Here is a 20,215-nt window from a genome sequence, read left to right as displayed (position 1 = left end):
TTCTATTTCGTTTGTCGATTAAAGTTTAATTTCAATGTCGACGCCGGATGGTAAATCTAATTTCATTAACGCGTCAACTGTTTGTGGTGTTGGGTTAACGATATCGATCAGACGTTTGTGCGTGCGCATTTCGAATTGCTCACGTGAATCTTTATAAATATGCACAGAACGCAAGATTGTGTAGACTGACTTTTCAGTTGGCAACGGGATCGGACCCGATACACTTGCACCTGAACGTTTTGCAGTTTCTACAATTTTCTCAGCAGACTGATCTAAAACTCTATGATCATATGCTTTTAAACGGATACGAATTTTCTGTTTTGCCATTACTTTCCCTCCTTTTCGCCTATTTTGGATAGACATTCTCCACGAAAATTTTCCAATCACTCGCCATGGCAAAGCGGCCGGGTGTATCGGTAACCTCTCGCTTCATCGCAGTCAAAGACCAACATTCACCATTATACATAAGAAAAAAGAATTCCGCAAGACTTTCCACGAAATTCTTTTCAATTCGCTTTTATTAGTATAACAGGATATTTCGGATATTCAACTCATACGCGAAAAGTCCGAATTTTTTTTTCTTAAGCCATAAACATTACCGCAAACCAGCCGAACACGACAAGCGGAATATTGTAATAAATGAACGTCGGTACACAAGTATCCCAGATGTGATTGTGTTGGCCATCCATGTTAAGGCCTGCAGTCGGTCCGAGCGTCGAGTCTGATGCAGGCGAACCGGCATCTCCTAAAGCACCTGCTGTACCTATTAATGAAATGATGGCGATCGTCGAGAATCCAAATTCCATACTTAATGGAACGAAGATGGCTGCAATGATCGGAATGGTAGCAAATGAAGAACCGATTCCCATTGTCACCAATAGCCCTACTACTAACATGAAGAATGCTGCAACTCCTTTGTTGCCATTGAACGCATCCGCCACACTGGCAACGAGCGGCTCGACTGCTCCAGTTGCTTGAATAACAGAAGCAAAGCCGTTAGCCGAAATCATTACGAAACCGATGAATGCCATCATACGCATCCCAGCACTCAAGACATCGTCCGCCTCCCGCCATTTCATCGCTCCGAAAATATACAGCACCAAAATACCTGCAAGCGCTCCGATGATCATTGAATCCGTTTGGATCTGACCGTACAAAGCAGCAAACAAAGCAAGAATCGTCACAATGATATCTTTTTTCGAAGCCACCTTTTTTGGAGTTTCTTCTATAGTAGTACTAATTTTTGTATGGTAGTCTCTCGGTTTTCGGTAAGCGATGAAAACAGCAACCACTAAACCGATGACCATGCCTCCAACCGGAATCACCATCGCTTTCGGAATATCTGCCATATCGATCGGCAATCCCGCCAGCTCCATCTGAGTTGCAACGATTTCATGGAAGATCAACCCGAAGCCATACGGCAGTAAAATATAAGGCGCCGTTAAACCGAAAGTCAGTACAGTAGCAATCAAGCGACGGTCAATCCGCAGCTCATTTAAAATATGCAATATTGGCGGGACTAACAACGGGATAAACGCAATGTGAATCGGAATCAAGTTTTGCGAAAAAATCGCCATGACAAGCAAGGCAAATATGATTAAAGCCTTTGCCAGATTCTCTCTTGTCGCTTCCCCTTCTTTATTGACCAGTTTCAAAACTTTTGACACAAGCAATTCAGGAATGCCGGTGCGCGATATCGCTACTGCAAATCCTCCGAGCATGGCATAACTGAGCGCAATGGTCGCTCCTGCTCCCAACCCATCAGTATACGCTGAAACGGTATCTATAAATGATAAGCCGCCGCTCAATCCCCCAGCAAGCGCGCCGATCAATAAGGCGAAGACCACATTGACGCGCAACAGGCTTAAAACTAACATCACTAAGACCGCAATAATTACTGCATTCATATTATAAAATCTCCTTTAGTTTGCTAAAGCGTTAAAGTACACACTTAAAATTAACAAAACTCAAAAAGGATGTCAACCGCAAAAGCCGGTATCGCTGAAAGTAGAAAAACTCAGAAAATAGATGAACCAGAAAGATATAAATTTTACTGCAATAAAAAATCCCTCGCTGACTGCGAAGGATTTCTACTACATATGAATCGGTATTAAGTTTGTTGCTGCTTTTGTTCATACGCTGCGATGTAGTCATCGTATTGAAACGTCAAAGCAATCTCATCCCAGCCTTTGAGCAGCATTTCTTTCCAATACGGATCAATTGTGAATTCATAACGGCTTCCGTCTTGCGCGGTTACCGTCTGCTCTTCCAAATTGACTTCCAGCTGAAAGCTTTCTTTTTGCCCTTTTTGAATCAATTCATCGACTTCCTGATCCGTTAAGCGAATAGGCAGAATGCCGTTTTTCACACAGTTATTATAGAAGATATCTGCATAGCTTGGTGCTATAACAACATTAAATCCATAATCTTGAATTGCCCACGGAGCATGTTCGCGTGAAGAGCCGCAGCCAAAGTTCTCTTGTGCGACCAAAATTTCGGAGCCCTTGTAACGCGGTTCGTTGAGGACAAAGTCTTCTCTCGGTGTGCCATCCTGATGGAAGCGCCAATGATAAAACAAATATTTCCCGAACCCTGTACGTTCGATGCGCTTTAAAAACTCTTTAGAAATAATTTGGTCCGTATCCACATTTTTTCGGTCAAGCGGCGTCATAATGCTTGTGATTTTGTTGATTGGCTTCATGTACTTTGCCTCCTTGTCCACTTTATCTATGCTGTTGGCACTGGTTCTTTCATAAAATTACGAACATCTGTCAAATGCCCTTCAATTGCAGCAGCTGCTGCCATGACTGGACTGACCAAATGCGTCATAGAACCCGCTCCTTGGCGCCCTTCAAAGTTCCGGTTTGAAGTGGAAGCACAGCGTTCTCCTGCAGGCACAGAATCTTCGTTCATCGCCAAACACATACTGCATCCTGTTTCCCGCCATTCGAACCCAGCTTCTAGGAAGATTTTATCCAATCCTTCTGCTTCTGCTGCCCGTTTCACCGATTCTGATCCTGGAACAACTATGGCAGTTACCGATGGATGCACTTTTTTCCCTTCGACAATTGCACTCGCAGCTCTCAGATCTCCAATACGTGCATTGGTGCAGGAACCGATAAAGACATGCTGGATATCGATAGAAGATAATGGTGCACCTTGTTCTAGCTGCATATACGCTAAAGCCTGCTTTAATGCATCACGGTCCGCTTGTTTGTCATAGTCCGCTTCGTGAGGCACTCGGCCTGCGATGCCTGATCCCATCGAAGGGTTCGTTCCCCAAGTGACAAAAGGAGAAATTTCATCTGCATGAATGCTGAGCGACACATCGTACGCAGCTCCTTCTTCAGTTGCCAATGCTTTCCACCTAGCGGCTTCCTGTTCAAACGCTTCACCTTTTGGCACATGTCTGCGACCTCTCAAGTATTCAACGGTCGTTTCATCCGGACTGATCAATCCGGCACGAGCGCCCGCTTCAATTGACATATTGCAAATAGTCATCCGTTCCTCCATAGAAAGCTTGCGAATGGCATCTCCTGTGTATTCCACAATATGCCCAGTCCCCATATCAACCCCGAACTTCGCGATAATCGCTAAAATTACATCTTTAGCAGAAACTCCGAAGCCCAGTTCGCCGTCAATGCGGATTTCCATCGTTTTTGGTTTTGATTGCCATAGAGTTTGAGTTGAAAGGACATGCTCTACTTCACTGGTGCCGATTCCAAATGCCAAAGCGCCAAACGCTCCGTGAGTGGAGGTATGACTATCTCCGCAGACAATTGTTTTGCCCGGCTGTGTAAGCCCCAGCTCCGGTCCGATAACGTGGACAATTCCTTGGTCCGGGTGATTGATGCCGGCAAGCGGAACGCCGAACTCATCACAATTTTGCTGGAGAGTCTTAATTTGCTTGCGGGAAATTGGATCTGTGATCGTTTCTCGGTTTCTCGTCGGCACATTGTGGTCCATTGTCGCAAAACACAAGTCCGGCCGGCGCACTTTGCGGCCATTTAGCCGAAGCCCTTCGAATGCCTGAGGCGAAGTGACTTCGTGCAATAAATGAAGGTCGATGTAAAGGAGATCCGGCTTTCCTTGCTCTTCGTATACAATATGCTGTTCCCAAATCTTTTCGATAATCGTTTTCGCCATGCAAACCTCTCCTTTCAATCAAACATAAGAATACATGATATGTTCTGAAACAAATTCTCTTTCCAACTCTTCAATCACTTTTGTAACGAATCGATCCGTTGATACTACATGCTTGCCTTCAACCGACAAATCACCTGTGCAATAACCATCCTCCAACACGCTCATAACTGCTTCTTCGATTGCCGCCGCTTCCGTATGCATGCCGAACGAATGTCGCAGCATCATCGCTGCCGATAAAATAGCAGCGGACGGGTTAGCTTTATTCTGCCCCGCGATATCAGGAGCTGAACCATGTACCGGCTCGTATAGACCAAAGCCATCTGAACGCACACTTGCTGAAGGCAGCATACCAAGTGAACCTGTGATAACTGAAGCTTCATCGCTTAGAATGTCACCAAACATATTTTCAGTAACTACGACATCAAACTGGCGTGGATCCGTGATCAGTTTCATCGCTGCTGAATCGACCAGCATATGTTCTACTTCAACATCCGGATAAGCTGCTTTCCGTTCTTCCACTACTTCGCGCCATAGTTTGCTTGTTTCCAGCACATTTGCTTTATCAACTGAAGTTACTTTCCCTCTTCGTGTGCGGGCAATTTCAAATGCCTGATCGACAATCCGTTCAATTTCTTCGCGTGTATAAACGAGTGTATCGATTCCCGCCTTTTCTGTCCGGCGTTTCGGTTCTCCAAAATACAAGCCGCTTGTCAGCTCACGCACAATTACCATGTCCACTTCTTTTGCCACTTCTTCTTTTAATGGAGAAGATCCAAGCAAAGCAGGAATTGCCTTGACCGGCCGGATATTTGCAAACAAATCGAAATGCTTACGGATGTTCAGCAAACCTTTTTCCGGGCGAAGATGCCCTGGATTCTGGTCCCACTTCGAACCTCCGACAGCGCCGAGGAGAATCGCGTCGCTCGCCGTGCATGCGGCAATGGTTTCGTCAGGCAGCGGATTGTTATGCGCATCGACTGCACTGCCTCCGATCAACGCGTGTTTCAAATGAAAAGTATGTCCATAACGCATTGCAATGGATTGCAGCACTTTTACTGCTGCATCTGTTACTTCTGGTCCGATTCCGTCTCCTGGCAATACCGCTATTGTTTTTTTCATTTTAAATTCCTCCTCTTTCGATTGCTTTGCTTTTTATATCGCTGGGACTTTTAGTTTTTGCCCTGATTTAACCAATTGACGATTGACTGTGTTCAAATATGCTTTTGCTGTTGCTTCCAAAACATCTTGTGCTACGTCGCGTCCTGTTACTGTTTCGCCGTCATACGTCATATTGATGACCGCTTCGCCTAGTGCATCGCGCCCTTTGCCGATTGATGTTACCCGGTAATCCAGAATATGGACTTCGCCGGCTACAATGCGCTCTAACGTATTGAATATCGCTTCCACCGATCCTGCGCCTGTTGCAGCTTCTGTTACCAATTCGCCGCTCGGCTGATAAGCAGAAACTGTAGCTGTCGGGATATTTGCTGTACCGTAATGAACTTGTACATTTTCCAATTTATAGACCGGTATTTCGCTGTCATTAATCTGCTGATCGGTTAATAAAACTAGCAAATCATCTTCCACTATTACTTTTTTGCGATCCGCTAGTTTCTTAAATTCCACAAAAGCTTTTTTCAGCTTTTCATCACTCAACTCAAAGCCCATTTTAAGTGCGCGGTCTTTGAAGGCATGTCTGCCGGAATGTTTACCTAGCACCAATTCAGTTTTTGCATCACCAATCAATTCCGGCGTAATAATTTCATACGTCAACGGATTTTTTAGCATGCCATCCTGATGTATGCCCGATTCGTGGGCGAAAGCATTTTTTCCGACAACAGCTTTATTCGGCTGAATCAAGCTGCCTGTCAACTGGCTTACCAATTGACTTGTGCGCTTAATTTCTTTTAGCTGAATGCCGGTTTCAGTTTCATAAACTTGCTTGCGAATATGAAGAGCGACTGCAATTTCTTCAAGAGCTACGTTTCCGGCGCGTTCTCCAATGCCGTTAATCGTGCCTTCTATTTGAGTTGCACCATTTTCAATAGCAGCTAGTGTATTCGCTGTAGCCATTCCTAAATCGTTATGGCAATGCGCTGATAGCTTAACGTTTTCAATACCGATAACATTTTCCGATATATAGCGGAATAGCGCACCGTATTCATGTGGTGTGGCGTAACCTACTGTATCCGGCAGATTAATTGTAGTGGCGCCCGCTTTAATAACTTCACGGATGATGCGTGCCAGAAATTCCGGTTCGGAACGGGAAGCATCTTCTGCCGACCACTGGACCAGCGGGAAGAATTGCTTGGCGTATTTAACAGAAGCAACAGCGGTTTCGATTACTTGTTCTGGTGTTTTCATCAATTTATGTTCCATATGAATCGGTGAAGTTGCCAAGAAAATATGGATATGGGGCTGTTCGCCGCCTTTTAATGCTTCCCATGCAGTGGAAATATCACTTTCAACCGAACGGGCCAAGCCCGTCACGATTGAATTTTTCACTGTGCCTGCGATGCGTTGAACTGCATCGAAATCTCCTGGTGAAGCTGCTGGAAATCCTGACTCAATGATCGTAGCCCCAAAACGTTCGAGTTGGCGGGCGATTTCGATTTTCTCAGCAGTATTCAAGTTGATCCCGGCCGACTGTTCTCCGTCCCTTAGCGTTGTATCAAAGATGTCAATTTTGCGCACTAGCAACCACCTCTTTTGTTTTTGTCTTCTTGCCTTCATTTACAAACGGCATCATCTCACGAAGTACTCGGCCTACTTGCTCGATTTGATGATTTTCTTCCGCTTTTTCGATAGCTGTGAATTCCGGACGGTTCAATTGGTTTTCAAGCAACCAGCCTTTTGCGAATTTTCCTGTTTGGATGTCAGTCAAAACATCTTTCATACGTTCTTTAGTTGCTGCATCGACAATGCGAGGGCCTGAAACGAAATCTCCCCACTGTGCTGTATCAGAGATTGAATAACGCATTCCTGAAAGTCCGCCTTCATACATCAAATCAACAATCAATTTCAGTTCGTGCATGCATTCGAAGTAAGCCACTTCCGGCTGATAGCCCGCTTCCACTAATGTTTCAAATCCAGCTTTCACAAGTGATGTCACACCGCCACAAAGCACTGCTTGTTCGCCAAATAGATCTGTTTCTGTTTCTTCTTTAAATGTTGTTTCAAGAACACCAGCGCGCGCAGCACCGATTCCTTTTGCATAAGCAAGAGCCACTTCTTGCGCTTGTCCTGTAACGTCTTGATGGATGGCGATTAACGCTGGAACGCCTGCTCCCGCTTCGTATGTACGGCGAACAAGATGACCTGGACCTTTTGGTGCTACTAAGAATACATCTACATCTTCTGGAGCAACGATTTGGTTGAAATGAACATTAAAGCCGTGAGCAAAAACAAGTGATTTTCCAGCAGTCAATGCCGGTTTGATTTCTTCATTGTAGATTTTCGTTTGTTTTTCGTCCGGCACCAAAATCATGATGACATCTGCTGCTTGTGCTGCTTCTGCTACTGTTGTTACGTTCATGCCGTCTTCTTGTGCTTGGTTAAAAGATTTCCCTGGTCTTACGCCAACGACCACATCAAATCCTGATTCTTTTAAGTTTTGTGCGTGTGCATGTCCCTGAGAACCATATCCGATAATTGCGATTGTTTTTCCTTCTAATACCTGCTCGTTTACGTCTTGGTTATAATACATTTTTGCCATTTTTAATTTCCTCCTCGATTTTTGGTTTTTTATAAGATGGATAATTGTTCTGAATGTGTTTTTTGGGTTTCCCGCACAAAGGCGGATACACCGGTTCTTGTAATTTCTTTAATGCCATAAGGCCGCATTAAATCAATAAATGCTTCAATCTTCTCCGGATCGCCTGCTACCTGGAAAGTAGTGACATTTTTACTCATGTCGACTACTGTTGCCCGGAAAGGTTCAACGATGGTATAAATTTCATTTCTTACTGCTGGCGATGATACTACTTTCACTATTGCCAGTTCTCTCATAACCATTGCTTTGTCTGTAATGTCATGCACTTTGATGACATCAATTTGCTTTTGCAGCTGTTTTAACAATTGTTCAAGCTTTGCTTCATTGTCTACATTGACAACGAAGGTCATTTTCGACATTCCTGGCTGTTCGGTATGCCCTACCGAAATGCTTTCGATATTGAATTGACGTTTCATCAAAAGCCCTGTCACCCGGTTTAACACGCCACTTTGATTGAGTACCGTTGTTGTTATGACTCGCTTCATTCGCCTTTCACTCCGATCATCTCATCCAACCCCTTGCCTGGCGCGACCATTGGATAAACATTTTCCATTTGCACCACCCGACAATCGATCAATGCCGGTTCAGTTGAAGCAAATGCTTCTGCAAACACTTTTTCCGCTTCTTCCATCGTTTCCACTTTATACCCTTGAATATCATAAGCTTGCGCCAACTTCACGAAATCCGGCTGCACATGAATCAATGATTGGGAATAACGCTCTTCGTAAAATGTTTCTTGCCACTGCCTCACCATTCCAAGGCTTTGATTGTTTAGAATAACCACTTTCACTGGAAGTCTTAATTCCTGCAATAGTGATAATTCCTGCAAAGTCATTTGGAATCCGGCATCTCCGACTACTGAAATTACCATATCGTTTGGCTTTGCCAATTGTGCTCCAATAGCAGCAGGGAATCCGAACCCCATCGTGCCTAACCCTCCGGATGTTACCCAGTTGTGGGGGTGGTTAAATTTGTAATATTGAGCTGTCCACATTTGATGTTGTCCGACGTCCGTCGTAACGACTGCATCCCCTCCTGTTAAGCGGTGAATCAATTCGACAGCTTGCTGAGGAAGAATTCCCCGTTCCTTGTCAGCCTTGTAATGCAATGGATATTCCACTATGTTGGCCGATAAGTGCTGCAGCCAGTCGATTGTATCTGGAGATTCAAAGCTTTGATTTAACAGCTCCCGTAATGCTTCTTTAGCATCCGCTACAATCGGAATAGCTGTTGGTACATTCTTTCCGATTTCAGCAGGATCAATATCAATGTGGATCACTTTCGCATTCGGTGCAAAACTTGCGAGATTACCAGTGAGCCGGTCATCAAACCGTGCCCCAATATTCAAAAGAACGTCACATTCACAAATTGCGGTGTTGGCTGTATATGTTCCATGCATTCCAGCCATTCCGAGAAACAGCTTGTGACTGCCTCCTATCGATCCCAGTCCCAATAACGTGTTAGTAACTGGAATTTGGTGGCGCTCTACAAAAGTTTGCAATTCTTTTGTCGCTTGAGCGGCTAATACGCCAGCTCCAGCTAATATCAATGGCTTTTTCGCTGTCGATAAAGCTTCGATTGCTTTTTGAATCTGCAAGTAATTCGGGTTGGTAGTAGGCTGGTACCCCGGCAAATGGATTGCCTTATCTTGCGGAAAGTCTGTTAAAAACATTTCCGTTGAGATGTCTTTCGGGATGTCCACCACAACCGGCCCTGGCCGTCCTGTCGAAGCGATATAAAATGCTTCTTTGATGATTCTTGGAAAATCCTCTACATTTTTCACTTGATAGTTATGCTTAGTAATTGGTTGCGTAATTCCGATAATATCCGCTTCCTGAAAAGCATCTGTGCCAATTACCGTACTGGCAACTTGTCCGGTAAACACCACTAATGGCAGTGAGTCGAGCATTGCATCTGCAATTCCGGTTACTAAGTTTGTTGCTCCAGGACCCGATGTGGCAATAACGACTCCGGTTTTACCTGAGACCCGAGCATATCCTTCAGCGGCGTGTATAGCACCTTGCTCGTGCCTTGCAAGCACGTGCCGAATTGGGTTTCTGTGCAATGCATCATAAATTGGTAACACTGCCCCTCCAGGGTAACCGAAAATCACATCTACACCTTGCTCTTTTAACGATTGAATCAGGACATCAGCACCGCTGCCTTTTAGTTTCTGCTTTGTTACTTCTCTTACTTCAACATTTACTCCCAATCTGTCCGCCTCCTTTTGGATTATGTCTTTGGTAGAATAAAAAAAGCTTTTTCACCCTACACAAAGAAACTTGTTCTTTGTATAGGGATGAAAAAGCTTCATGGTACCACCCTATTTCGCCGCGCAACCGCAGCCTCACGGATAAGCTATGCTTATCCTTTGCTAACGGTAACCTAATCGAGCCGGCTACCGGGAATGCCTAAACGGTAAAAACCTTTCAGCACTCCACTCAGAGGGGATGTCGTAAATGGGAGTATTGCCGGCTTCCACCTATACCGGCTCTCTGTGAATACAATTTCCATTTACTTTAACCTCGTCATTGAGTTGACGTTATATAATTTTAGTTATTTTGATGGCTTTTGTTTAAACTACATTCAAGTGTTCTGCATATACCTTTACTCCATCTTGCTGAACTAATTCACGGAAAGATACGAGCAAATCGTTTGTCACAGGACCTGGCTTTCCGTCTCCTATCACTCGTCCATCCACTTTAACGACTGCAATCACTTCTGCAGCTGTTCCAGTTAAGAAAACTTCATCAGCGACATAAACATCGTGTCTTGTGAAAACAGCTTCCTGTACTTCATAACCTTTTTTAGCTGCAATCTCCATAATAGCGTTTCGGGTAATTCCCTCAAGCGCTCCTACATAACCAGGTGGTGTGAGCAATTTTTTCTTGCGTACGATGAAAATATTATCCGCTGATCCTTCAGCTACATATCCTTGATCATTAAGCATGAGTGCTTCTGATACGCCAGCTAAGCTCGCTTCTATTTTAACTAGGATATTGTTCATATAATTTAATGATTTAACTTTTGGACTTAAGACATCTGAACGGCTCCGTCTTGTCGCAACGGATACAATTTCAATTCCTGAATCATATAGAGCTTTTGGAAATAAAGATAATGGTTCTGCAATTACAATGACATTAGGTGTTCCACAACTTAAAGGATCAAGGCCAAGATTTCCAACTCCTCTTGAAACCACCAGACGGATGTAAGCATCTTTTAATTTATTCTGGCGGAGAGTCTCTACAACCAAGTTGGTCATTTCTTCGAAAGTATGTGGAATTTCAAGCATCACTGATTTTGCTGAATCGTAAAGACGTTCTAAATGTTCCTCTAATCGAAATACGTTTCCGTTGTAAGAACGAATTCCTTCGAACACTCCGTCTCCGTATAAAAACCCGTGATCGTAAACTGAAACTTTAGCGTCTTCTTTTCTAACAAATTCACCGTTCATATAGATTACTTGTTGTTCCATACTTCCCACTTCTTTCTCCAAAAGTTTATTCTTGCTCCTTAAATTCTTATTTACTTTCTGTAAATTGTTGTTATCATATCGCCTATTTTAAAAGGTGTCAACAGCGTTTGTTGGACTTTTTGCTCTATTTTGAATATTACTTCAAAATGTATCCGCTTCCAATGTTGCAGCATCAAGGTTTTAAGAGTTTTTAAAAAAGTATGAAATTTTTTTGGATGCAGTATATTACATTCTCCTGAAGTACAAAATAAAAGCAGATATTTGCTTGCTTTACTTCCACAAAAAAAATCCCCTGACTCATAAAATGAGTCAGGGGATTTGAAGTTTAAGAAAAAATTACTTCTGAATTGAAGCAACTACTCCAGCGCCTACAGTACGGCCGCCTTCGCGAATAGAGAATTTAGTTCCTTCTTCAAGAGCGATTGGAGAAATCAAAGAAACTGTCATTTCGATGTTGTCTCCTGGCATAACCATTTCTACGCCTTCAGGAAGGTTACAAACGCCAGTTACGTCAGTTGTACGGAAGTAGAACTGCGGACGGTAGTTTGTAAAGAATGGAGTGTGACGTCCACCCTCTTCTTTTGAAAGAACATAAACTTCAGCAGTGAATTCAGTGTGTGGAGTAATTGTGCCTGGTTTAGCCAATACTTGTCCACGTTGTACGTCGTCACGAGAAACCCCGCGAAGAAGAGCACCGATGTTGTCACCAGCTTCAGCATAGTCTAACAATTTACGGAACATTTCTACACCTGTTACAGTTGTAGCTTTTGGTTCTTCAGTAAGACCAATGATGTCAACAGTATCACCGATTTTAACTTGTCCACGTTCAACGCGTCCAGTAGCAACCGTACCACGGCCAGTGATTGAGAATACGTCCTCAACTGGCATCATGAATGGTTTGTCAGTGTCACGTGGTGGAGTTGGAATGTACTCATCAACAGCGTTCATCAATTCCATAATTTTTTCTTCCCACTCTGCTTCTCCTTCAAGAGCTTTAAGAGCAGAACCTTTGATAACAGGAATGTCATCGCCAGGGAAGTCATATTCAGTAAGAAGATCGCGAACTTCCATTTCAACAAGTTCAAGAAGTTCTTCGTCGTCTACCATATCACATTTGTTCATGAATACTACTAGGTAAGGAACACCAACTTGACGTGAAAGTAGGATGTGCTCACGAGTTTGTGGCATTGGGCCGTCAGCAGCAGATACTACTAGGATCCCGCCGTCCATTTGTGCAGCACCAGTGATCATGTTTTTAACATAGTCAGCGTGTCCCGGGCAGTCAACGTGCGCGTAGTGACGATTAGCAGTTTCGTACTCAACGTGTGAAGTATTGATAGTGATACCACGTTCTTTTTCTTCAGGTGCGTTATCGATTTGAGCATAAGAACGAGCTTCCCCACCTGATGCTTTAGCAAGAACTGTAGCGATTGCAGCAGTTAAAGTTGTTTTACCATGGTCAACGTGACCGATTGTACCAATATTCGCATGTGTTTTAGAGCGATCAAATTTAGCTTTTCCCATTAGAAAAATCCTCCTCAAAATATAAGTTGATTGGTTGTTTGAAGCGCCGGAATAACAGGGCCCTATTATTCCAGGCATACAAACTATTTATACTTTATTAAAGGTCAAAATTCAATTATTGACCTTTATTTTTTTTGATAATTTCTTCAGAAATTGATTTTGGTACTTCTTCATAATGATCGAAGTGCATTGAGAACACACCACGGCCTTGCGTGTTAGAACGCAATGAAGTTGCATAACCAAACATTTCTGCAAGAGGAACCATAGCACGGACAACTTGTGCGTTTCCGCGAGCATCCATACCTTCTACACGGCCACGGCGTGACGTGATGTCACCCATGATATCTCCAAGGTATTCCTCAGGGATAACAACCTCGACGCGCATAATTGGCTCAAGAAGAACTGGGTTAACTTTAGAAATAGCGTTTTTAAGAGCCATTGAAGCAGCTACTTTAAAGGCCATTTCGTTGGAGTCAACATCATGGTAAGAACCATCGAACAATTTAGCTTTGATATCAATCAATGGATATCCGGCAATAACACCGTTGTCTAGAGAATCACGAAGACCCGCTTCAACAGCTGGGATGTATTCACGTGGAACAACACCACCAACGATCGCATTTTCAAATTCAAAACCTGCACCTTCTTCGTTTGGAGAGAATTCAATCCAAACGTGTCCGAATTGTCCGCGTCCACCAGATTGGCGTACAAATTTACCTTCGACTTGTGCAGAGCTGCGGAAAGTCTCACGGTATGATACCTGAGGAGCACCCACGTTAGCTTCTACGTTAAACTCACGGCGCATACGGTCAACAAGGATATCAAGGTGAAGTTCACCCATACCAGCGATGATTACTTGACCAGTTTCCTGATCTGTATGTGCACGGAAAGTCGGATCTTCTTCTTGCAGTTTCGCAAGGGCTTGACCCATTTTGTCTTGGTCCGCTTTTGATTTCGGCTCTACTGACAATGAAATAACTGGTTCCGGGAATACCATGCGCTCTAGGATTACTTGGTTTTTCTCGTCACTCAAAGTATCTCCAGTAGAAGTATCTTTTAAGCCGATTGCAGCAGCGATATCTCCACAATACACTTCAGAGATCTCTTCACGAGAGTTTGCGTGCATTTGCAGGATACGACCTACGCGTTCACGCTTGCCTTTTGATGAGTTCTGAACATATGATCCAGATTTAAGAGATCCAGAGTATACGCGGAAGAATGTTAGTTTCCCTACGTATGGATCTGTCATAACTTTAAACGCAAGCGCAGAAAATGGCTCGTCTTCGCTAGGACGGCGAATTACTTCTTCTTCAGAATCCGGAATTACACCAGTCATTGGTGGTACGTCAAGAGGTGATGGCAGGTAATCAATTACTGCATCAAGCATTAATTGAACCCCTTTGTTCTTGAATGCAGTTCCGCATACCACTGGGTAAAACTCAACTGCCAACGTTCCTTTACGGATTGCTGCTTTAAGTTCTTCTACAGTGATTTCTTCCCCGCTAAGATATTTTTCCATCAAATCTTCATCTAGCTCAGCAACAGCTTCCACTAGTTTAGTGTGCCATTCTTCAGCCAGTTCTCTATACTCTTCAGGAATCTCTCCATCAGTAATTTCAGTTCCCAAATCGTTTCCGTAGAAACGTGCATTCATTTCAACAAGGTCAATAATCCCTGTGAAATCTTCTTCTGCACCGATTGGTAATTGAATTGGGTGAGCGTTTGCTTGCAGGCGGTCATGTAATGTACCTACAGAATAAAGGAAATCTGCACCGATTTTATCCATTTTGTTGACGAATACAACACGCGGTACGCCGTATGTCGTTGCTTGACGCCATACTGTTTCAGTTTGTGGTTCAACACCCGATTGAGCATCAAGAACTGTAACAGCACCATCAAGTACCCGCAATGAACGTTCAACTTCAACAGTGAAGTCTACGTGTCCAGGAGTATCGATGATATTGACGCGGTGTCCTTTCCAAGAAGCTGTTGTAGCAGCAGAAGTAATCGTGATTCCACGCTCCTGCTCTTGCTCCATCCAGTCCATTTGAGAAGCACCTTCATGCGTTTCGCCGATTTTGTGAATACGGCCTGTGTAATATAAAATACGCTCCGTAGTAGTCGTTTTACCGGCATCGATGTGTGCCATGATTCCGATATTACGTGTTTTGTCTAAGGAGAACTCTCTCGTCATGTTGTTTTTCTCCTTCCGTTTCGGATTAAGATTTTAACATCTTGAAGGAATTACCAGCGGTAATGAGCAAACGCTTTGTTCGCTTCTGCCATTTTGTGAATATCTTCACGTTTTTTAACTGAAGCTCCAGTGTTGTTTGCAGCATCAAGAATTTCGTTAGCCAAACGCTCTTCCATTGTTTTTTCTCCACGCAGGCGTGAATAGTTTACAAGATAGCGAAGACCAAGAGTTGTACGGCGTTCAGGGCGAACTTCAACTGGTACTTGATAGTTAGCTCCACCAACACGGCGAGCGCGAACTTCAAGAACTGGCATTACGTTTGTCAACGCTTGTTCGTATACTTCAATTGCATCTTTACCGCTGCGTTCTTTAACTAACTCGAACGCTCCGTATAGAATTTTTTGTGAAGTACCTCTTTTTCCGTCAACCATCATTTTATTAATTAAGCGTGTCACCAATTTGGAATTATAAATCGGATCTGGCAACACGTCACGTTTCGATACAGGACCTTTACGAGGCATGTGTGTTCCTCCTTTCAACGAAATTACTTCGTTATTTCAAATAATTATTTTTTTACTTTTGGACGTTTTGTTCCGTATAAAGAACGGCTTTGCATACGGCCGTTAACTCCAGCAGTATCAAGTGCTCCACGTACGATATGGTAACGCACACCCGGTAAATCTTTTACGCGTCCACCGCGTAGAAGAACTACACTGTGCTCTTGAAGGTTGTGGCCTTCTCCTGGGATGTAAGCATTAACCTCAATTTGGTTTGTTAACCGTACACGTGCGTATTTACGCAAGGCAGAGTTAGGTTTCTTTGGTGTCATTGTACCAACACGTGTACAAACTCCGCGTTTCTGTGGAGAGCTTACATTAGTCTGAGACTTTTTGAAGCTGTTATATCCTTTGTTCAACGCTGGTGAGTCTGATTTAGTGCTTTTTGGTTTACGAGGCTTGTTAACTAATTGGTTAATTGTAGGCATCGATTTTTCCTCCTCTCAAAAGGTGTTCTAATTCCACATATCCAGGTGGATCATTTTTTGGGTAAAAACAAAGTCTTTGTGTTTTCTACACAAAAACTGTCATCCAGTAATCGCTACAGCAGCTGCTCCGACATGAATGCCGTATGCTTTGCCAAGCTTTAAGCGTGATTCTGCAAATCCGACCGGAATACCTTTTTCTCTAGCTAGTTGAATAATCTGTTCGGTCATTCGATCGTCCGCGTCCTTTGCCACTATTACCTCTTGGACAATACCGCTTTTTAAAGCTTTTACTGTTTGCTTTGTACCTATGATTGTTTTACTTGCCTGCTTTACTTTTTCATAAGACATTTGCATATCCTCCAAAGTGTCAGACGGTTAAACCATCAACCCTCAACATATTATCATTGTATGAATTTGATGTCAACAATATTCTTAAAAAATCCCGGGGAGTTTGGAAAAGGCTCCCCGGAAAAGATTAGTTTATGACTCTGTGCCGACGATTTCTTGTTGTGCTTCTTTTTCACTTCGCGCAATTTTAATTTGGCGATAACGCTGCATTCCTGTTCCAGCTGGAATAAGTTTGCCGATGATGACGTTCTCTTTAAGACCTAACAACTCATCACGTTTCCCTTTAATCGCTGCATCTGTGAGGACGCGTGTCGTTTCTTGGAATGATGCGGCTGATAGGAATGATTCTGTTTCAAGAGAAGCTTTGGTAATACCAAGAATAACTGGGCGGCTCGTTGCTGGCAAATTGCCTTCTAAAACTGCCTTTTTATTCGCTTCTGAGAACTGGTGAATATCCAAAAGCGAACCTGGCAACAAGTCGGTATCGCCGGCTTCAATAACACGGACTTTACGGAACATTTGACGAACCATAACTTCTACGTGCTTATCGCCGATTTCAACCCCCTGCATACGGTATACTTTTTGAACTTCTTTCAGTAAATACAGTTGAACAGATTGAACATCTTTTACTTGAAGCAATTGTTTCGGATCAATCGAACCATCAGTTAATACTTCACCTCGGCGGATAACATCATCCACTTGGACTTTCAGGCGGGCATTATATGGCGCCAAGTACTTACGTGTTTCGACATCCCCTTGAATTGTGATCTCTTTTTGGCCTTCGCGAATTTCATCTACTTCGGTAACGGTACCGTTAATTTCAGAAATTACTGCTTGACCTTTTGGATTCCGCGATTCAAAAATTTCCTGGATACGTGGAAGACCTTGTGTAATATCGTCTCCCGCAACCCCACCTGTATGGAAAGTACGCATTGTAAGCTGAGTTCCCGGTTCACCGATTGATTGAGCAGCAATGATTCCAACTGCTTCGCCCACTTCAACTTCGTCACCAGTCGCTAAGTTAGTGCCGTAACATTTCTTACATACGCCGTGTTTCGTATTACATGTAAACGCTGAACGGATTGTTACTTCCTTGATTCCTGCCTCCATAATCAAGCGAGTCAAGTCCTGAGTAATCAATTCGTCTTTTGCTACAATTACTTCTTTTGTTTCAGGATGGCGGATTGTTTTCTTCGCATGGCGGCCTACAATACGCTCGTCCAGCTCCTCGATTACTTCCGTACCTTCCATCAATGCCCCAACAAGCAGCCCTCGATCTGTTCCACAATCGTTTTCTCGGACGATAGCATCTTGTGCCACGTCAACCAAACGGCGCGTCAAGTAACCTGAATCGGCAGTTTTCAATGCAGTATCGGCCAGACCTTTACGTGCACCGTGAGTAGAGATGAAGTATTCGAGTACCGTCAGACCCTCACGGAATGAAGATTTAATCGGAAGTTCGATAATGCGTCCAGCCGGGTTGGCCATAAGTCCGCGCATACCAGCAAGCTGAGTAAAGTTGGATGCGTTACCTCGGGCTCCGGAATCACTCATCATGTAAATTGGGTTCAATTTATCAAGAGAAGCCATCAGTTTTTCCTGAATGATATCTTTTGCGTTGCTCCAATGTGAGATGACGCGTGCATAACGTTCTTCCTCAGTAATCAATCCACGTCGGAACTGTTTCATAACTTTATCTACGTTTGCTTGCGCTTCAACAAGGATTTCATTTTTATCAGGAAGTACGACAATATCTGCAACTCCAACTGTAATACCAGCTTGTGTTGAGTATTTGAATCCAAGGGTCTTCATACGGTCAAGCATTCTTGAGGTTTCAGTAATATGGAAACGTTTGAATACTTCAGCGATGATTTCTCCAAGAATTTTTTTCTTGAATGGCGTTACCAGCTCAGCTTCCGCAATATGAGTACGGATATCTGTTGTAGTTGGCACGAAATATTTAGCTGGCGTTTCCACCTGCAAATTATAATCGGTTGGTTCGTTAATATACGGGAAAGATTCCGGCAGAATTTCATTGAAAATAATTTTACCGACAGATGTCAATAAAAGCATTTTGTTTTCTTCTTCTGTAAACGTCGGATTCTTTAAAGAACCAGCAAGAATTGCAATTCTTGTGTGCAAGTGAACATGTCCTGTCTGATAAGCGACAAACGCTTCTTCAGGCCCAGAGAATGTTGCACCTTCACCTGTAGCACCTTTACGCTCAAGAGTCAGGTAATAGTTTCCTAGAACCATATCCTGAGATGGAGTTACAACGGGTTTCCCGTCTTTCGGGTTCAAGATATTCTGAGCAGCAAGCATAAGAAGTCGAGCTTCAGCTTGTGCTTCAGAAGAAAGCGGTACGTGAACAGCCATTTGGTCACCGTCGAAATCGGCGTTGTATGCAGTACATACTAACGGATGTAGACGGATTGCTTTACCTTCGACAAGTGTTGGTTCAAATGCTTGAATACCAAGTCTGTGAAGAGTCGGGGCACGGTTCAATAGAACCGGATGCTCCTTAATTACGTCTTCAAGTACATCCCAAACCTCTGAATGCAAACGCTCAATTTTACGTTTCGCGCTCTTAATATTATGCGCAAGACCTCGCTCAACAAGTTCTTTCATTACAAAAGGCTTGAATAGCTCAATTGCCATTCCTTTCGGTAATCCGCACTGATACATCTTCAAGTTCGGTCCAACAACGATAACGGAACGGCCAGAATAGTCAACACGTTTACCAAGAAGGTTTTGACGGAAACGCCCTTGTTTCCCTTTCAACATATGAGAAAGAGATTTTAACGGACGGTTACCCGGTCCAGTAACAGGACGGCCGCGGCGACCATTGTCGATCAATGCATCTACAGCTTCTTGAAGCATACGTTTTTCGTTTTGAACAATGATGCTTGGTGCACCAAGATCCAATAATCGTTTAAGGCGGTTGTTCCGGTTGATTACCCGGCGATACAAATCATTCAAGTCAGAAGTTGCAAAACGTCCGCCATCTAATTGAACCATTGGGCGAAGTTCCGGTGGAATTACCGGCAAAACGTCCAGAATCATCCAATCCGGATTATTTCCAGAGTTGCGGAATGATTCCACTACTTCAAGGCGTTTGATTGCACGAGTACGGCGTTGGCCTTGAGCAGTTTTCAACTCTTCTTTTAACGAATCTGTTTCGCGTTCAAGGTCAATTTCCTGTAGAAGTCGCTTGATTGCTTCAGCACCCATTGCTGCTTGGAATTTTTTACCGAACTTATCGCGATAAGCGCGGTATTCTTTCTCAGAAAGAAGCTGTTTCTTTTCAAGCGGTGTGTCAGCAGGATCGATTACTACATAAGAAGCAAAATAAATAACTTCTTCCAACGAGCGCGGGGACATATCTAATATAAGGCCCATGCGGCTCGGAATTCCTTTGAAATACCAAATATGTGATACAGGAGCTGCAAGTTCAATATGGCCCATGCGTTCACGGCGTACTTTTGAACGAGTGACTTCAACGCCACAACGATCGCAGACTACACCTTTATAACGGACACGTTTGTATTTACCGCAATGGCATTCCCAGTCTTTTGTAGGACCGAAAATACGTTCACAGAACAAACCGTCTTTTTCTGGTTTTAATGTACGGTAGTTAATTGTTTCTGGCTTTTTGACTTCTCCATAAGACCATGAGCGGATTTTATCGGGTGACGCTAATCCGATTTTCATATACTCAAAATTGTTAACATCTATCAAGGAGCCTACCTCCCTTTTGTCTCGAGTTTCTGT

General features: G+C 43.5%; 16 protein-coding genes. All 16 read right to left on the bottom strand.

The window, feature by feature from the left end; genetic code table 11:
* Positions 1-18 precede the first annotated feature (18 nt).
* Entirely contained in the window at positions 19-327 is a 309-nt protein-coding gene (gene rpsJ / locus QWY16_RS00670) for a 30S ribosomal protein S10 (RefSeq protein WP_036803896.1), read from the bottom strand.
* A 254-nt stretch (positions 328-581) separates the two neighbouring features.
* Positions 582-1,907, bottom strand: a complete 1,326-nt coding sequence (locus QWY16_RS00665) for a Na+/H+ antiporter family protein (protein WP_300990956.1) — start codon at positions 1,905-1,907, stop codon at positions 582-584.
* 203 nt (positions 1,908-2,110) lie between these two features.
* On the bottom strand, positions 2,111-2,701 hold the full coding sequence (gene leuD / locus QWY16_RS00660) for a 3-isopropylmalate dehydratase small subunit (RefSeq protein ID WP_300990955.1): 591 nt from the start codon (positions 2,699-2,701) through the stop codon (positions 2,111-2,113).
* Positions 2,702-2,727: 26 nt separating this feature from the next.
* Complete coding sequence (gene leuC, locus QWY16_RS00655) at positions 2,728-4,146, bottom strand: 3-isopropylmalate dehydratase large subunit (protein WP_300990954.1); 1,419 nt, start codon at positions 4,144-4,146, stop codon at positions 2,728-2,730.
* 18 nt (positions 4,147-4,164) lie between these two features.
* Positions 4,165-5,265: a 3-isopropylmalate dehydrogenase gene (leuB, locus tag QWY16_RS00650; RefSeq protein WP_300990953.1), complete on the bottom strand. Its 1,101-nt coding sequence runs from the start codon at positions 5,263-5,265 to the stop codon at positions 4,165-4,167.
* A gap of 33 nt (positions 5,266-5,298) precedes the next feature.
* On the bottom strand, positions 5,299-6,840 hold the full coding sequence (locus QWY16_RS00645) for a 2-isopropylmalate synthase (protein WP_300990952.1): 1,542 nt from the start codon (positions 6,838-6,840) through the stop codon (positions 5,299-5,301).
* Entirely contained in the window at positions 6,827-7,894 is a 1,068-nt protein-coding gene (gene ilvC / locus QWY16_RS00640; RefSeq protein ID WP_300993212.1) for a ketol-acid reductoisomerase, read from the bottom strand. Before ilvC ends, QWY16_RS00645 begins: the two co-directional genes overlap by 14 nt.
* Positions 7,891-8,403, bottom strand: coding sequence for an acetolactate synthase small subunit (ilvN, locus tag QWY16_RS00635; RefSeq protein WP_300990951.1), 513 nt, complete (start codon positions 8,401-8,403; stop codon positions 7,891-7,893). The genes ilvC and ilvN overlap by 4 nt, the downstream gene beginning before the upstream one ends.
* Entirely contained in the window at positions 8,400-10,130 is a 1,731-nt protein-coding gene (gene ilvB / locus QWY16_RS00630; protein WP_300990950.1) for a biosynthetic-type acetolactate synthase large subunit, read from the bottom strand. Before ilvB ends, ilvN begins: the two co-directional genes overlap by 4 nt.
* 363 nt (positions 10,131-10,493) lie before the next feature.
* The gene (ilvE, locus tag QWY16_RS00625; RefSeq protein ID WP_300990949.1) at positions 10,494-11,393 is read right to left on the bottom strand and encodes a branched-chain-amino-acid transaminase; all 900 of its coding nucleotides are present in this window, start codon (positions 11,391-11,393) and stop codon (positions 10,494-10,496) included.
* Positions 11,394-11,729: 336 nt separating this feature from the next.
* Entirely contained in the window at positions 11,730-12,917 is a 1,188-nt protein-coding gene (tuf, locus tag QWY16_RS00620; protein ID WP_300990948.1) for an elongation factor Tu, read from the bottom strand.
* A gap of 115 nt (positions 12,918-13,032) precedes the next feature.
* Positions 13,033-15,111: an elongation factor G gene (gene fusA, locus QWY16_RS00615; RefSeq protein WP_300990947.1), complete on the bottom strand. Its 2,079-nt coding sequence runs from the start codon at positions 15,109-15,111 to the stop codon at positions 13,033-13,035.
* 50 nt (positions 15,112-15,161) lie between these two features.
* Positions 15,162-15,632: a 30S ribosomal protein S7 gene (gene rpsG / locus QWY16_RS00610; protein ID WP_300990946.1), complete on the bottom strand. Its 471-nt coding sequence runs from the start codon at positions 15,630-15,632 to the stop codon at positions 15,162-15,164.
* A gap of 44 nt (positions 15,633-15,676) precedes the next feature.
* Positions 15,677-16,096 carry a 30S ribosomal protein S12 gene (rpsL, locus tag QWY16_RS00605; RefSeq protein ID WP_300990945.1) on the bottom strand — a complete coding sequence of 140 codons (420 nt, stop codon included), beginning with the start codon at positions 16,094-16,096 and terminating at the stop codon, positions 15,677-15,679.
* Positions 16,097-16,195: 99 nt separating this feature from the next.
* The gene (locus QWY16_RS00600; protein ID WP_300990944.1) at positions 16,196-16,444 is read right to left on the bottom strand and encodes a 50S ribosomal protein L7ae-like protein; all 249 of its coding nucleotides are present in this window, start codon (positions 16,442-16,444) and stop codon (positions 16,196-16,198) included.
* A 132-nt stretch (positions 16,445-16,576) separates the two neighbouring features.
* Entirely contained in the window at positions 16,577-20,182 is a 3,606-nt protein-coding gene (rpoC, locus tag QWY16_RS00595; RefSeq protein WP_300990943.1) for a DNA-directed RNA polymerase subunit beta', read from the bottom strand.
* Between the last annotated feature and the right edge of the window lie 33 nt (positions 20,183-20,215).

Origin of the sequence: Planococcus shenhongbingii, assembly GCF_030413635.1 — a bacterium.
Classification (GTDB): domain Bacteria; phylum Bacillota; class Bacilli; order Bacillales_A; family Planococcaceae; genus Planococcus; species Planococcus shenhongbingii.
This window is presented reverse-complemented; position numbering and strand designations above follow the sequence as displayed.

Excerpts from the sequence above, each read along its gene's own strand:
- rpsJ (WP_036803896.1), bottom strand. The coding sequence starts at position 327 with ATGGCAAAACAGAAAATTCGTATCCGTTTAAAAGCATATGATCATAGA.
- QWY16_RS00665 (WP_300990956.1), bottom strand. The coding sequence starts at position 1,907 with ATGAATGCAGTAATTATTGCGGTCTTAGTGATGTTAGTTTTAAGCCTG.
- leuD (WP_300990955.1), bottom strand. The coding sequence starts at position 2,701 with ATGAAGCCAATCAACAAAATCACAAGCATTATGACGCCGCTTGACCGA.
- leuC (WP_300990954.1), bottom strand. The coding sequence starts at position 4,146 with ATGGCGAAAACGATTATCGAAAAGATTTGGGAACAGCATATTGTATAC.
- leuB (WP_300990953.1), bottom strand. The coding sequence starts at position 5,265 with ATGAAAAAAACAATAGCGGTATTGCCAGGAGACGGAATCGGACCAGAA.
- ilvN (WP_300990951.1), bottom strand. The coding sequence starts at position 8,403 with ATGAAGCGAGTCATAACAACAACGGTACTCAATCAAAGTGGCGTGTTA.
- ilvE (WP_300990949.1), bottom strand. The coding sequence starts at position 11,393 with ATGGAACAACAAGTAATCTATATGAACGGTGAATTTGTTAGAAAAGAA.
- tuf (WP_300990948.1), bottom strand. The coding sequence starts at position 12,917 with ATGGGAAAAGCTAAATTTGATCGCTCTAAAACACATGCGAATATTGGT.
- fusA (WP_300990947.1), bottom strand. The coding sequence starts at position 15,111 with ATGACGAGAGAGTTCTCCTTAGACAAAACACGTAATATCGGAATCATG.
- rpsG (WP_300990946.1), bottom strand. The coding sequence starts at position 15,632 with ATGCCTCGTAAAGGTCCTGTATCGAAACGTGACGTGTTGCCAGATCCG.
- rpsL (WP_300990945.1), bottom strand. The coding sequence starts at position 16,096 with ATGCCTACAATTAACCAATTAGTTAACAAGCCTCGTAAACCAAAAAGC.
- QWY16_RS00600 (WP_300990944.1), bottom strand. The coding sequence starts at position 16,444 with ATGTCTTATGAAAAAGTAAAGCAGGCAAGTAAAACAATCATAGGTACA.